Source organism: Massilia sp. METH4 (genome assembly GCF_037094685.1).
In the GTDB taxonomy this organism is placed as follows: Bacteria; Pseudomonadota; Gammaproteobacteria; order Burkholderiales; family Burkholderiaceae_D; genus Rugamonas.
On record NZ_CP146614.1, the window covers coordinates 6,633,598 to 6,647,926 of the forward strand.

General features: G+C 69.9%; 9 protein-coding genes. 5 read left to right on the forward strand and 4 right to left on the reverse strand.

Annotation, left to right across the window (positions count from 1 at the left end; genetic code table 11):
- Positions 1 to 198: 198 nt before the first annotated feature.
- Positions 199 to 729, reverse strand: a complete 531-nt coding sequence (gene rraA, locus V6Z91_RS28795) for a ribonuclease E activity regulator RraA (protein WP_338764469.1) — start codon at positions 727 to 729, stop codon at positions 199 to 201.
- Positions 730 to 762: 33 nt separating this feature from the next.
- On the reverse strand, positions 763 to 1,971 hold the full coding sequence (locus V6Z91_RS28800; protein ID WP_338764471.1) for an MFS transporter: 1,209 nt from the start codon (positions 1,969 to 1,971) through the stop codon (positions 763 to 765).
- Positions 1,972 to 2,068: 97 nt separating this feature from the next.
- On the opposite strand from V6Z91_RS28800, the gene V6Z91_RS28805 reads away from it, so the two are divergent.
- Positions 2,069 to 2,860, forward strand: a complete 792-nt coding sequence (locus V6Z91_RS28805; RefSeq protein WP_338764474.1) for a helix-turn-helix transcriptional regulator — start codon at positions 2,069 to 2,071, stop codon at positions 2,858 to 2,860.
- Here V6Z91_RS28805 and V6Z91_RS28810 read toward each other — a convergent pair.
- Complete coding sequence (locus V6Z91_RS28810) at positions 2,847 to 4,745, reverse strand: methyl-accepting chemotaxis protein (protein ID WP_338764477.1); 1,899 nt, start codon at positions 4,743 to 4,745, stop codon at positions 2,847 to 2,849. The two genes, V6Z91_RS28805 and V6Z91_RS28810, sit on opposite strands and share 14 nt — an antisense overlap.
- A 479-nt stretch (positions 4,746 to 5,224) precedes the next feature.
- Here V6Z91_RS28810 and V6Z91_RS28815 point away from each other — a divergent pair, with 479 nt between their 5' ends.
- Positions 5,225 to 6,799 carry a glycoside hydrolase gene (locus V6Z91_RS28815; RefSeq protein ID WP_338764480.1) on the forward strand — a complete coding sequence of 525 codons (1,575 nt, stop codon included), beginning with the start codon at positions 5,225 to 5,227 and terminating at the stop codon, positions 6,797 to 6,799.
- Positions 6,800 to 6,893: 94 nt separating this feature from the next.
- Here the strand turns inward: V6Z91_RS28815 and V6Z91_RS28820 are convergent, their stop codons facing one another.
- Positions 6,894 to 9,656, reverse strand: a complete 2,763-nt coding sequence (locus tag V6Z91_RS28820; RefSeq protein WP_338764483.1) for a winged helix-turn-helix domain-containing protein — start codon at positions 9,654 to 9,656, stop codon at positions 6,894 to 6,896.
- Between the two features lie 306 nt (positions 9,657 to 9,962).
- Between V6Z91_RS28820 and V6Z91_RS28825 the strand changes: the two genes are divergently transcribed.
- The 3 genes from V6Z91_RS28825 (at position 9,963) to V6Z91_RS28835 (ending at position 14,326) form a co-directional block, all read left to right on the forward strand.
- Positions 9,963 to 11,111: a hypothetical protein gene (locus tag V6Z91_RS28825; RefSeq protein WP_338764485.1), complete on the forward strand. Its 1,149-nt coding sequence runs from the start codon at positions 9,963 to 9,965 to the stop codon at positions 11,109 to 11,111.
- A 28-nt stretch (positions 11,112 to 11,139) separates the two neighbouring features.
- Positions 11,140 to 11,463 (forward strand): hypothetical protein, encoded by a 324-nt coding sequence (locus tag V6Z91_RS28830; RefSeq protein ID WP_338764487.1) that lies wholly within the window; start codon positions 11,140 to 11,142, stop codon positions 11,461 to 11,463.
- Between the two features lie 133 nt (positions 11,464 to 11,596).
- The gene (locus V6Z91_RS28835) at positions 11,597 to 14,326 is read left to right on the forward strand and encodes a winged helix-turn-helix domain-containing protein (RefSeq protein WP_338764489.1); all 2,730 of its coding nucleotides are present in this window, start codon (positions 11,597 to 11,599) and stop codon (positions 14,324 to 14,326) included.
- Positions 14,327 to 14,329 lie beyond the last annotated feature (3 nt).

Genomic DNA, 14,329 nt, shown 5'->3' on the forward strand with positions numbered 1-14,329 from the left:
GTATTTCTCATGATACGGCATGACATTTCTTCTTCTGGAAACGCAGGCACGGCCGTGCCGACGCGGCTGTTCCACGATGTGGAACGCCGCTCCCGCAGCATGAAAAATGCCGGCACATGCGCGAAAAAGCATGCCTTCAGCCGCGCGGTCGCGTATTGCGCTACCGCATCAATTGCAGCCGAGAATCAAAGGGATCGTTCAGGCCAGCCGCTGCTGGGCCACCAGGATGCCATCGGCGTCCGCATACAGCCAGTCCCCCGGAACGACCGGCACGCCGGCGATCTGTACCCGCACATTGCGCTCGCCGGCGCCCTTCTTCGCGCTGCGCCGGGGGTGGGCCGCAAGCGCGCGGATACCGATATCGCAGCTGTCGATTTCCACCGTATCGCGCACGCAGCCGTCGACGACGATACCGGCCCAGCCATTGTCCTGGGCCAGCAGCGCCAGCTGGCCGCCGACGAGCGCGCGGCGCAGGCTGGCGCCGCCGTCGACCACGAGTACCTGGCCTTCGCCCGGCGTTTCCAGCACGGCGCGCACCAGCGCGTTATCCTCGAACACCTTCAGCGTGACCACCCGGCCGGCAAAGCGCTCGCGCTTGCCGAAATGGCGGAACACGGGTGGCAGCACGGCCAGGCGGCCGTCCTCGAGCAGCATGGCATTGTCGTCGCACAGGTCGGTGGTGGCGAAGTCGGTCACGAAAAGGTGCAATGCAGGGTGCGAAGCGGGCATCGGGCATCTCCAGGCAGTGGTCGTGCCCCGATTCTAGGCGCTTTTCAGCGCCAGGGCGCGGGTACTGCCGCCAACGCCCACGGCGGTGCCGATCGCCAGGGCCTGGAACAGGGCGATGCCGGCGAACAGCCAGCCGGGGTGGCCCGCATCCATGATGGCGCCGAACATCACCGGCCCCACCGACAACCCGGTATCGAGCCCGGAATACACCACGCCATACACGCGACCGGTCGCATTCTTCGGCGCGGCCGCGCGGATCATCAGGTCGCGCGATGGGCCGGCCACGCCGGAACAGAAGCCGATCAGCGCCATCAGCGGCAGCGCCAGCCAGCCCGGCAGCACGGCCATGCCCAGCACCAGCGCCAGCACGGCGGCCACGGCGAATGCGATGGCGATGTTGCGGTCGTGGTTGCCGGCGCCGGCCACGAAACCGCCGACCACCATGCCGCCGGCGGAGGCCAGCATATAGGCCGTGTAGGAACCGGTCGCCAGTTCGCGTGAAATGCCGTACAGCTGTTCCAGCCCGATCGGCGCGAATGCCTGGATGCCGCCCAGCGCCACCGCCGTGAGGAAGAAAAAGGCAAAGCACATCCACACCGAAGGCAGTCGCAGGAAGGCCAGGGTGCCCTCGCCGCCCCCGCCGGCGGCGTGCTGCGGGGGATTCGGCCGCAGCGCATGGCGGTTGAGCACCAGCACGAGCAGCACGGCGAACGGCAGCAACGCAGCCAGCGCCAGCGCCATGCGCCAGCTGGCCAGCGCCGCCACGGTCGTCATGAACAGCGGCGAGGCGGCCCAGCCGATATTGCCGCTGATACCGTGCACCGAGAAACCGTGCGCCAACCGCTCGCGCGAAACGCGCTGGTTCAGCAGCGTATAGTCGGCCGGATGGAAGATACTGTTGCCGAGGCCGGCCAGCAGCGCGCCCGCCATCAGCGCGGCGTAGCTGCCTGCCACCGACAGCACGAGGGCCGAAATGCCCAGCATGCCCACGCCGAAGAACAGCACGCGCCGCGCGCCCACCCGGTCGACCACGAAGCCGGCCAGCGCCTGGCCGATGCCGGACACCACGAAGAACACCGTCATCAACAACCCCAGCTGCGCATAACTGAGATCGAACGCCGGTTTCAGCCACGGGAACAGCGCGGCCAATATCAGGTGGTAGAAGTGGGAAGTGCCGTGGGCGAGGCCCACCAGCCCGATCACGCGGGCATCCTGCCGCAAGCCGTCTTTTTCGTTTTTCATGGCGTCTCCTGCATAAGTTTGCTGCCGGGAGCACAGTGTAGGAAAAACAGCGACGGCTGTTTTAAAATAGAAAGTCAACTTTTATCGAAATCCTGCCATGTCGATCCCTGTCGTGCGGCACACGCTTCCCTATCCGGACGGCTTCGAGCCCACGCCCGAACGGCCGATCACGCTGATCGCGCGCGACCTGGAACGCAGCGACTCGATGCTGCCGCATAAGCACACGTGGGGTCAGCTGACGCATTCGATCGATGGCGTGCTGCGCGTGACGGCCGCCGGCAGCACGTGGATCGTGCCGCCGTCGCGCGCCGTATGGATCGCGCCAGGGGTCGAGCATGCGGTGACGGTGCTGCAGGCGATCCGGCTGCGGCCGGTGCGCATCCTGGCCGCACGCGCGCCCTTCCCCGACGAGGCGTGCCGGGTACTGGAAGTGTCGACCTTGCTGCGCGAGCTGATCCTGGCGCTGGAACAGTTGCCGCCGCTGGCGCCGTCGCCGCGCGCCACGCTGCTGTCGGAACTGATGCTCGATGAACTGGCGCGCTGCGAGACGCGGCCGATCCGCGTACCGCTGCCGCGCGACAAGCGGCTGCAAAGCCTGTGCGCCCGCCTGATCGACGAGCCGGGGGCACCGCTCACGCTGGCCGAGTGGGCTGGCCAGGTCGGCGCTTCGGAGCGCACGCTGGCCCGCCTGTTCGAAAAGGAGCTGGGGATGGGCTTCGGCCAGTGGCGCCAGCAGGTGCGCCTGGCCCATGCGGCGCCCATGATCGCCGCCGGCATGCCGCTGGCGCGCGTGGCCGAAGAGCTGGGCTATGCCAGCCAGTCGGCCTTTTCCCAGATGTTCAGGAAGACCTTCGGCACGACGCCGACGGCGTTCTTCACCGAACGCTGAGCGCGGCGCGACGCGGCGCGGCCACGCCGGCCGCATGCGTTGCCGGCGCGGCCGGCGCGTCGAGCTTGAACGTGCCCACCACCTGCTCGAGCATGGCCGCCTGGATGCGCAGCGATTCGGCGGCGGCCGCCGCTTCCTCGACCAGCGCGGCGTTCTGCTGCGTGGCGCTGTCCATCTCGCCGATCGCACCGTTGACCTGGCCGATGCCCTGGCTCTGCTCGTCGCTGGCGTTGGTGATCTGGGCCACCAGGTCCGCCACCCGCTGCACGGAACCCACGATCTCCCCCATCGCCTGGCCGGCACCGTCGGCCAGCTTGCTGCCGGTATTGACCTGGTCGACCGAGGCCAGGATCAGGTCCTTGATCTCCTTCGCGGCGGTCGCCGAGCGCTGCGCAAGGTTGCGCACCTCGGCGGCCACCACGGCGAAGCCGCGGCCCTGCTCGCCCGCCCGCGCCGCTTCCACGGCGGCGTTCAAGGCGAGGATATTGGTCTGGAAAGCGATGCCGTCGATCACGCCGATGATGTCGGAAATCCGGCGCGAGCTGTCGGTGATGGCCCCCATCATGTCGACCACCTGGGAGACCACGGCGCCGCCCTTGCGCGCCGCGTCCGCCGTGGACGCCACCAGCACGTTGGCCTGGGCGGCATTGTCGGCATTCTGGCGCACCGTCGCCGTCAGTTCTTCCATCGCGGCCGCGGTTTCTTCCAGGTTCGATGCCTGTGCCTCGGTACGGTTGGACAGGTCGAGGTTGCCGGTGGCGATCTCGCCGGTGGCAGTGGCGATCTGGTGGGCGCTGTCGCGCACCTGGAGGATCGTGCCGTTCAGCGAAGAGATGAAGCGGTTGAAGGCGCCGGCCAGCGCGCCGACCTCGTCTTCGGACTCCACGCGCATGCGGCGGGAAAGGTCGCCGTTGCCGTCGGCAATTTCACCCAGCATGCGGGCCGCGCGCATCACCGGCGCGGCGATCGCGCGGCTGATCACCCAGATGCCCGCCAGGCCGATGCCGCCGCCCACCAGGCCGGCGATCAGTGCCGAAATCGTCGCCGCGCGAGCGATATCGCCCAGCACTTCCGCTTCCGGCACGCGGGCCAGCACATACAGGTTCAATTCCTTGATGTAGGAAGCGGCCACGATCAGCTTGCCCTGCGGGCCGTCGATGGTGGCATGGGCGAAAGGCTGGCCGTTGAACAGGGTCTTCACCACGCCGGCGTCGAAGCCGGGCTGGTCCTGCAGCAGGTGCTTGCCGTCGGCCAGCTGCGGATCGCGGTCGACCAGCAGCACGCCGTTCGGGCGCACCAGCGATACCGTACCCGTCGCACCGAGACGGTAGTTGCGGATCGTGTTCGCCAGGTCGTTGACGCCCAGGCCCATGCCCGCCACGGCCAGCTTGCCGCCGGCCGTCTCCACGCGGGTATTGATGAACAACATGTAGGTGCCCGCGCTCACGTCCTTGTCGATATCGAGGCGATACGGCACGTTAGCCGAGAGGAAATCGTAGAACCAGGCGTCGCTTGCCTGGGCCTGCGCCAGCGTGCGGTTGTAGCCGCCATCGGTGAAGTACTTGCCCGTGGCGCGCGACACCCAGAACACGGTGGCCGCATTGTTCCTGGCCTTCAGGTGGCCGGCATATTTCTGCCACGCGGCTTCCCCTTCCGCGGGCAGGCCCGCGTCTTCCCAGGCATGCACATAGGTGTCGTTCGCCAGCGTCTGCGAGACCGCCAGCGACTGGCCAATCTGGCGCAGCACGTCGTTGCGGATCTCGCCGACTTGCGCCGGCAATTCCTGCGTGACCGCGCGCTCGCGCGCCCGGTTGCCGTTCATCGACACGCTCAGCACGGACGAAATCAGCATGAAGGCAAGCAGGCACAGGCCCATGCTCAGCATGAGCTTCCTCTGAATACTCAATCGTTTAATAAAATGCATCACCCATTTCCCCATGGTTAATCCGTTGTTCCAGTGTACTCATTTGCAGCCTGCAAGCTACAGAAATATTCCCTTGGGAAACATCTTTGTCGGCTGCTGATCCTTATATGCAACACCCTATTGACTAGCTTGAAACAAGGCCGACGCAAAGCTGGGATGCCGACTAGCCCGTATGACAAGCCCTTGCAGCAACTGCAACACCTCTTTATGATTGCGCTCACATGGGTGCCGTTTATCGTCAGGCGCTGGCCGCGTTCGCGTGCCTCGCCCAAGGCGTTCCGCACTGCCTGCACGTCATAGCATTTCCGGCGGTTTTTCTTCAACTTTCCGCATTTCGCCAGCGTTCGGGACGCGTTTGCTACCGGCTGCATGGCCGTGGCGGCCATGCTGGGGCGCTGTTCGCGAACAGCACCTTTTCAACCTGGAGCGAGACATAAGCGATGCGGATCAAGGAAATCACAAGCGCCCTGCTGGGCGGCCTGCTGTTGCTGTCGCAAGTGGCGACGGCGCAAACACGTCATATCGATGTGCATGTCGGCCAGATCGCCGGCGACTTCAACAGGACATTCAATGAAGTGGTCGGTGCCGGCCGGGCCAATGAGGGTTTGCGAGCGGATTGGCAGCAGCAACTGGCGGAGATTAAACGCGACGCCGGTTTCCGTTATATCCGCATGCATGGCCTGTTATCGGATGACATGGGCGTCTATAAAGTCGACGCGCAAGGCAAGGAACACTACAACTTCCAGTATATCGATGCGCTGTACGATTACCTGCTGAGCATCGGCGTCAAGCCTTTCGTCGAACTGGGATTCATGCCGTCCGCCATGGCCAGCGGCGACAAGACCATTTTCTGGTGGCGCGGCAATGTCACGCCGCCGCGCGATTATGCGAAATGGGGCGGGCTGGTGAAAAGACTCGCCCGGCACTGGACCGATCGCTATGGGCGCGACGAGGTGGCAACCTGGTATTTCGAGGTCTGGAACGAGCCAAACCTGGACGGTTTCTGGGCCGGCAGCCAGGCCGAGTACTTCCGCCTGTACGATCACGCCGCGCGCGCGGTCAAGAGCGTCGACCCGCGCTACCGCGTCGGCGGCCCGGCCACCGCCGGCGCGGCGTGGATCCCGGAAATGATCGCCCACGCCACCGCCAACGATGTGCCGCTCGACTTCGTCAGCACCCATTCGTATGGTGTGAACCAGGGTTACCTCGACGAATTCGGCACTACCGGCACGGTACTCAGCAAGGATGAACGCGCCGTCAGCAACGATGTGCTGAAGAACCGCCGCGAGATCGCCGCCTCGAAGCTGCCGAAGCTGGCGCTGCACTACACGGAATGGAGTTCCTCGTACACGCCGGCCGACCCCACGCACGACAGCTATCACCAGGCCGCCTACATCCTGGAGAAGCTGAAACAGACGGGCGACGCGGCGCAATCGATGTCGTACTGGGTGTTCACCGACATCTTCGAGGAAGCGGGACCGCGCTTCGAAGCCTTCCATGGCGGCTTCGGCCTGATGAACACGCAGGGCATCAAGAAGCCCGGCTATTTCGCCTACCAGTTCCTGAACCAGCTGGGCCCGAAGGAGTTGCGCAACACAGATGCGAGGTCGATCGCCACCGTCGACACCAAGGGCGACGTCGGCGTGCTGCTGTGGGACTACACGCACACGCTGCCCGAAGGGATCAACAACCAGCAGTACTTCATCAAGGACTTGCCGGCCAGGCCGAAGGGCGAGGCGCGCGTCACGCTGCGCGGCGTGGCACCGGGCGCCTATGCGCTGTCGATCTCGCAGGTGGGCTACCGCAGGAACGATGCATACACGGCGTATATCGGCATGGGCTCGCCGAGCCAGTTGACGAGGAAGCAGGTTACCGAGCTGAAGGGCCAGGCCACCGGCGCGCCGTCCGAACGGCGCACGGTGCGGGTCGGCGCCGACGGCACGCTGAGCGTGCCGCTGCCGCTGCGCGAGAACGACGTCTATCTCGTTCAGCTGAAGCGCGAAAGCGCCCGCTGACCGGCCGCGGCCGGCTCGCCGCCGCTGCGACGCATCATGGATCGCGGCCAACAGCGCCGGCGATATCCACGCTGAATAGTTCGCGCCGGGCCGCTCAGGCGTCCGAACGCTGCAGGCAGGCTTGGGCGCTGACGACGTCACGCGTGGTCCCGCCTTCGCGGTAGCGCGCCAGCAGCGGCGCCAGCACCGCGCGGCCGTCCGCGCCTTGCCTGCCGCCCCGGCCTTGCAGCGACAGCAGCTCCGCCAGGCTCGTGGCGGCGCGCAGCTCCCAGGCCAGTGCTCCCTGGCATTGCGCCAGTTCCAATGCCTGCCGGTACACCCTCCCGGCCTGGCCATGGGCGCCCACGCGCACCAGCTGTTCACCCCAGCAGCGCAGCAGCTCGGGAGCCGCCCAGCCGGCGCGGCCGTCCACGGCGCGGGCCAGCGACGCCGGCGTCATCAAGCCCGCGTGCAGCGTGGGCAGCATGTCCAGATGCAAGCCGGTACAGGAAGGATGCCGCGCCAGCGCATCGGCCGGCGCCATGCCGCTGGCGCGGCCATCGTGGCGCTGCAGCGCCGCCTCGAAGGCGCGCGCCCAGAACGACCAGTGCGCCAGCCGGTCGCGCCGGGCCCGTTCCGCCATCAGCGCCGTGCAGCGCCGCGCCATCGGCAGGTCGCCGCTCCACAGGGCCACCGGCACCGCCTGCATGAGCGCGAAGCACAGCGATACCGCATGATCGAGCCGCAGCGCCTCGTCGACGCCTTCGCGCGCGGCCAGCAGCGCCTGGTCGGGCAAGCCCCGGAGCCACAGCACGCGGCCCTGTACGGCCAGCGACGACACGCGCTGGTCGAACTGGAAGCCGGCCGCGCCCGGCGCCCGGCGCGCCGGATGCACGGCCGCGTCGCCATGCACGCGGGCGGCCTGCTGGTCGCCCAGGTAATGCCGTGCCCGCGCCAGCAGGCGTTCGCGCACCTGGCCGGCCGCGTCGATGCCGGCGGCACGCGCCAGCGGGCCGAAACGGTGAGCCAGGTCCAGGGACCGGCCGTAGTCACCCTGCAGCAGCGCGTCCACGTAGCAGCCCCACAGCGCCCGCACGGCGGTGCCGTGCTCGCCGAGCCGCTCGGCCAGCGCCAGCGCGCGGCCGAAGGCTTCGGCGCGCGGCGCGGCCGTCTCGCCGGTATGCAGCAGCGTGTGGCCCAATGCCAGGTGCAGCGTCGCCGCCAGCGGCGCGCCGGCCGAGCCGGCCGCGGTCGCGCAGGCCAGGGCGGGGCCGAGCCGGGCGCGGTAATCGTCCATCATCGACTGGCGATACCACAGCGGCGCCGAGGCCGCCGCCAGTCCGGCGCCCAGCAGCGGCTCGCCGCCCGGCCCGAACGCCCAGTCGAGCGCGGCGCGCACATCGTCCAGGCGCACTTCGTCCAGCGCCGCGGCATCGTGCTCGGCGCGCGCCAGCAACATGGCGCAGTGGCGCAGGTGCTTCTGGGCCACTGCGCCCTCCTCTCCGGCCGCGCGCAGGTTCTCCAGGGCATAGGCGCGCGTCGTGTCCAGCAGGCGGCAGCGCCCGGCCGCGTCCACCGCCACCATCGACTTGGCCGCCAGTTCCGCCACGTGCCCGGCCACGGCCTGTGGGGCGATGCCATGGCCGCCTGCCACGGCGGCCGCGCCTTCGTATGTGAAAGTGCCGCGGAACACGGCGAGCCGCCGCAGCACGGCCTGCTCGGCCGGGGCCAGCAGCGCGTGGCTCCAGTCGAGGGTCGCACGCAGGGTCTGGTGGCGCGGCAGCGCGGTGCGGCGGCCCCGCGTCAACACCGTGAAGCAGTCGGCCAGGCGGCGCGCGAGCTCGTGCACGCCGAAAAACGCGGCGCGGCCGGCCGCCAGCTCGAGGGCCAGCGGAATACCGTCCAGCCGGCGGCAGATCTCGGCCACGGCCGCGGCATTGGCGCCATCGAGCGTGAAGCCGCCGTCGGCGCTGGCTCGCTCGACGAACAGTTGCACCGCGGGATAGGTGGCCAGTTCGGCGGCGTCGGCCGTGGCGGCATGCTGCGCCGGCACGGCCAGCGGCGGCAGGCGATAGACGTGCTCGCCGTCCGTGCGCAACGGTTCCCGGCTGGTGGCGACGATGTGCAATTCGCGCGTGCGGCGCAGCAGCGTGGCCGCCAGCGCGGCAACGGCATCGATCAGGTGTTCGCAACCGTCCAGCACCAGCAGGGTACGGCGCGCGCGCAGGGCATGCGGCAAGGCATCGGCCAGCGCGCCGGCCGACAGGGGCGCGGCCAGGCCGAAGGCCTGGGCCACCACGCCCGGCAACAACGCGGGGTCGGCCAGCGGCGCCAGGTCGGCGCTGTAGACGTGGCGGCCGAACAGCGGCGCAGTGCGCGCGGCCAGCGCCTGCGCCACGGTGGTCTTGCCCATGCCGCCGGGGCCGGCGATCGTCAGCAGTCGGGTGGTGGCGAGCTCGCGCGCGAGCTGGTCGAGCACGGGCGCGCGGCCCACGAGGCGGGACCGCGCCGGTGCCGGCAGAGGCAGCAACGGCACCGGCGGTTCGCCCGGCTCGCCGAGCGGCGCCACGAAGCTGTAGCCCCGGCCCACCACGTTTTCCACATAGGGGCGGTCGTTGCCGAGCGCCTTGCGCAAGGCGTTTACATGAACGCGCAGATTGCCTTCCTCGACGGCCGCGTGGGGCCAGATGCGCGCGATCAGCTCATCCTTCGAGACCACCGTGCCGGCGCGCTCCACGAGCGCAAGCAGCAGGTCGAAGGCGCGGCCGGAGAGACGCACCGGCAGGCCGTCCCGGTACAGCGCGCGCTCGTGCGGCACCAGGCGGAATGCGCCGAATGCCACCTCGTCCATTGCAGGCCGCCACTGCTGTCGGTCCATGTTTCCTTACCTCGAAAGCCGGATTGATTTCCGGCACGGCAAATTTTAACGTAACGGTCACTTGGCGTTAAGGAAGCGCTGATTTATTGCCGGTCGATGAGATCAGTTCGGAAAAACGTGTCCAGCAAGACGTAAATGCCCTGTCATGCCGGGGCATGGCGGCGCATTCGAGACGCAGCTGGGCGCGTTCTTTCAGGGCCGAGACCGCGGCCATGAACGAATCAGCGCTTCCTCGATCATCTGCCACGATCATCTGCCACGATCATCTGCCACTGTTAACACTCACTACCAGACAGGGGGATTCCGATGTACTTGCCCGACCGGACCGCCGCGGTGGCGCTGCCGTTCGCGCTGGCCGGCGCCGAGCAGCGCGCCTGCCTGCTCGACGGCGTTGGCGCGGGCCTCGATGGCGTGCGGCACCGGCTGCCCCGTCAGGCCGCGCTCGATGCCGGCGTGGCGCCCGCCGTCGCGCTACGCCAGCACGACATGCTGCGCCGCTGGCTGGAGGCGCTGGCGGCGGCGCTGCGCGCCGAGACCATGGACGAGCCGCAGCGCACCGTCCCTGTCGGGCCTGTCGCGGCGGTGGGAGCCCACGGCAGCGCGTACGGCCTGGCCGGCATGTATGCGATGGCTGCTCTGGCGGCAGGCTGCCCGGTGCTGGCGCGCGCCGTGCCGGCACCCAGCTGCAGCGAACTGGCCGGATTGATCGCGGCCGCGGCAGGCGCCGCGTGCCTGCCCGGCACGCTGTTCGAACTGGCGGCGGACGATGACGCCCTGCTGGCCCGCTGCGCGGTGCGCGCCGTCATCTGCCGCGCCGGCGCCAGGCCCGTTCCCCGCCTGCTGCCGGCGGTGGCGGAACTGGACGGCAGCGAAACCGCCTTCGTGCTGCCGGGCGCCCTGAATGGCCGCGCCGAGTACCTGGGCCAGCAATTGCTCGCCCAGCCGGGCGCCTGCCCGGTGGTGGTGGCGATCGATGGCGACGGCTTCATCGACCTGCGCGAAACCATCGTCGACACGCTGGCGAGCGGGGGCGCCCTGTGCGCCGGCGGTCCGGCCGGCCTGGCGCCGCCGGCTGGCAGCGGCGCGCAGGTCCTCGACGATGCATCGCGTGGCGCGGCCGTGCCCTTCGCGGAAGTGCCGGCGGCGGCGCTGGTCGCCAATCCGCAACTGGCCGGCGCGCGCCGGGGCGCTCTGCTGGTGCGCTGCGGCGATGGCGCCGAACTGCTGGCGCTGGCCTGGGCACTGGGCCCCCTCTCGTGCGCCAGCGTGCACCTTGCTCCCGGCGACGCCGCGCTGGCAACCGCGCTGCTGCCGGTGCTGGAGCTTGCCGCCCGACACATCCACGTCAACCGCTTCGGCACCGCGCTGCGGCCTACAAGGGCTGCGGCGCTCGACGCGATCGGCCGCTTCCGCCGCCCCGTGTTCCATCATGCCAACGCACCGCATGCCGCATGAGCCGCATGCCCTCCGCGACAAGGAGCCGATGATGATCCATCCCTCTCTCCCCCGCGCCGAAAAGGTCGGCGTGGCACAAATCCGCATGCGCAAGGCCGAACACAGCACCGCGGTACTGGGCTCCTTCGTCGCCGCCGACAAGCTGCTGAAGGCCTGGGCGGCCGCGCGCGACTGCAAGGAATGCGAATTCGAAATCCGCTACCTGGACGGCTACCGCCTCTCGGGGCGCTACCCGATGTGGCAGCGGAACACCGCCCGCCAGTCGCTGGGCGCCCACGTCAGGCGCCACCTGGCCGGCACCCCCGACCGTTTCCTCGACCGCTACGAAATCGAGGACTTCGGCGAACCCTGATACACATTTCCTGAAACCGGGGGCGCAGCAGGGGTTCCAGGAAATGTTTCCGATCGGTTGTCAGGCGGGTGTAAAGAAAGTCACTTATCATGGGTGCCTGGCGGCATGGTGCCGTCGACCAACGAAGATGCCCATGACACTCCCAGCCCCCGAGTCGTCCGTTGCGCATGCGTCGTTCGGGCCCTTTCGCCTCTATCCGGCGCAGCGCGTGCTGCTGCGGGATGGCCGGCAGCTGAAACTGGGCTCGCGCGCGTTCGACATCCTGGCCGTGCTCGCCGAACGCGCCGGCGCCACGGTCGCAAAAGCCGACCTCATCTCGCGTGCCTGGCCCGACACCATCGTCGAGGAAGCGAATCTGCGCGTGCACATCGTGGCATTGCGCAAGGCGCTGGGCGAGACGCCGGCGCGTCGCTACATCGGCAGCGTGGCGGGCGAAGGATACGCACTCATTGCCCCGCTCCAATGGCACGTTCCCGCCGTTGAGCCGCACGGGAACGCCGATGGCCGCGCTGCCGGGCAGGCCGTCGCCGCACTGGCCACGCTGGCGCAGCAGCACCGCCTGCTCACGCTGACGGGCACGGGCGGCGTCGGCAAGAGCACGCTGGCGCACGCGATCGCCCGCCACCTCGGCGCGACGTTCCGCACCTGGAGCACCGACCTGGCCGAGGCGGCCGATCCGTGCGTGGCGCTGGTTGCCGCGATGGGCCTGCCGCCGGGCGTCGACCCCGCCTCGCCGCTGGTCGCGCACATGCGCGAGCGGCCCGTGCTCCTGCTGCTCGACAATTGCGACCGCGTGGTGGCCGCGGTCGCCGCGCTGGCCGAGCGCCTGCTGGGCGCGGTGCCCGGCATCACCATCGTGGCGACCTGCCGCGAGGCGTTGCGCGCGGCGGGCGAACGGGTCCAGCGCGTGGAGCCCCTTGCCTGCCCGCCCGCGGGCAGCCACACGGCGGCGGCCGCGCTGGCCTACCCCGCCGTGGCCCTGTTCGCCGCCCGCGCCGCCGCCGCCCGGGACGGGTACACGCTGGACGACGCGGATGCCACCGCGGTGGCCGAACTGTGCCGGCGCCTCGACGGCGTGCCGCTGGCCATCGAGCTGGCCGCCGCGCGGCTCGCCCTGTTCCAGCCGCACGAGCTGGTCGAGCGCCTCGACGAGCGCCTGCACCTGCTCAAGGGTGGCCGCCGCACGGCGCCGCCCCGCCACCGCTCGCTGCGCGCCGCGCTCGAATGGAGCATCGATTCCCTGACGGCCATGGAGCGCACGGTCCTCGGCCGCGTGGCCGTGTTCCCCGGTTCGTTTACGCTGGCGCGTGCCGTACGGGTGGCGGCTGGCGAAACCGTTGGTGCCGCCGACGTCGAAGACGCCCTCGCCACGCTCGCCGCCAAGTCGCTGCTCGCCACGCACGAGCCGGCCAATCCGCCCGAGTACCTGCTGTACGACAGCGTGCGCACATATGCGCGCTCCCTGCTGCCGCCCGACGATGCCGCCCACGCCCGCTTCGCCGCCGATTGCGCGGCGCTGGTATCCGGCGCCGACAGCGCGCAACGTTACCTGCCGGACGTGCGCGCCGCCCTCGCCTGGGGCTTCGGCCCGCGGGGCGATGCCCCGGGCGCCGCCGCGCTGCTCGCGACCGCCTTGCCCCTGTGGTGGCACGCGGAGGCACTGCCCGAACTGCGCGGCTGGCTGGAGCGGGCGGTGCGATGCGGCGGCGCGCCGGCCCGGCAGGCGGCCCTGCACACGGCGCTGGGCACCGTCAGCGTCTATCTGCAGGGCCCCGGCGCCGGCCAGGCCGCCTATGCGGGCGGCTACGCCCTGGCTGAAAACAGCGGCGACACCGACCGGCTGGCCGACGCGTTTTCCGGCCTCATGCTCGAGCACGTGCTGGCCGGCGACTACCCGGCCGCGGTGGCGCTGGCGCAGCGCTTCCAGGACGGCATTCGCACCGCCAACTCACGCCCCGCGCAACTGATCCACGACCGCTTCGCGGCCCTCGCCCTCCACCTTTCCGGCAACCATGCGCAAGCCGCGCCGCTGGCGCGCGCCGTCCAGAACGGCACGGTGCCGTCCGTGTGCACGCAACGGCGCACTGCCTTGCATACCGATGAAAACGTTGCCGCGAGCGGCGTGCTGGCGCGCGCCCGCTGGCTGCTCGGCCAGCCGGACGAAGCGCTGCGCCTGGCCCGCAACGGCGTGCTGCGCGCCCGCGCGGTCGGCCCCGCACCGCTGTGCCACATTCTGGCGTTCGCCATGTTTCCGATCGCGTGGTGGTGCGGCGACCGGCCCACGGCGGTGGCGGCACTGGCCGAACTGGAGGATGCGTCGCGCCGTTTCCCGCACTGGGAATCGCTGGCGCGCCAGTACCGCCACGGCGTGGTCGAGGACGCGCCCGGCGACTGGCTGGCCAAGGCGCCGGCGGCCGGCCCGCACCGCGAAACGCTCGCCACGCTGAGTCCGCGCTACCTGGACGACGCGCTGCTGCTGCGCGCCGACGGGGGCGGCGCGCGCTGGTGCGCTCCCGAGTTGCGCCGCCTGCAAGGCGAACGGCTGCTGGCCGGGACCGGTGCGGGCGCGGCCGGGCGCACCGATGCCGAGCGGCTGTTCCGCAGCGCCCTGCTGCTCGCCCGCGACCAGGGGGCCCCCGGCTGGGAACTGCGCGCCGCCACCAGCCTGGCGCGGCTATGGTACGGCCGCGGCGCCGTCGCCGGCGGCCAGGCACTGCTGGAACTCGTGCTGGAACGCCATACCGGGGGCCGCGGCACGGCCGACGTGCTGGCCGCCACCCGGCTGCTGGCCCAATGGAAGCTGCAAAAAAAAACCGGCGCCGCATCCCTCGACGCGGCGCCGGCTTCACCGGTCACGGCTTGACCG

Bases quoted from the DNA above. Each gene is read 5' to 3' on its own strand.
- rraA (WP_338764469.1), bottom strand. From the start codon at position 729: ATGCCCGCTTCGCACCCTGCATTGCACCTTTTCGTGACCGACTTCGCC.
- V6Z91_RS28810 (WP_338764477.1), bottom strand. From the start codon at position 4,745: ATGCTGAGCATGGGCCTGTGCCTGCTTGCCTTCATGCTGATTTCGTCC.
- V6Z91_RS28830 (WP_338764487.1), top strand. From the start codon at position 11,140: ATGATGATCCATCCCTCTCTCCCCCGCGCCGAAAAGGTCGGCGTGGCA.
- V6Z91_RS28805 (WP_338764474.1), top strand. From the start codon at position 2,069: ATGTCGATCCCTGTCGTGCGGCACACGCTTCCCTATCCGGACGGCTTC.
- V6Z91_RS28800 (WP_338764471.1), bottom strand. From the start codon at position 1,971: ATGAAAAACGAAAAAGACGGCTTGCGGCAGGATGCCCGCGTGATCGGG.
- V6Z91_RS28815 (WP_338764480.1), top strand. From the start codon at position 5,225: ATGCGGATCAAGGAAATCACAAGCGCCCTGCTGGGCGGCCTGCTGTTG.
- V6Z91_RS28825 (WP_338764485.1), top strand. From the start codon at position 9,963: ATGTACTTGCCCGACCGGACCGCCGCGGTGGCGCTGCCGTTCGCGCTG.
- V6Z91_RS28835 (WP_338764489.1), top strand. From the start codon at position 11,597: ATGACACTCCCAGCCCCCGAGTCGTCCGTTGCGCATGCGTCGTTCGGG.
- V6Z91_RS28820 (WP_338764483.1), bottom strand. From the start codon at position 9,656: ATGGACCGACAGCAGTGGCGGCCTGCAATGGACGAGGTGGCATTCGGC.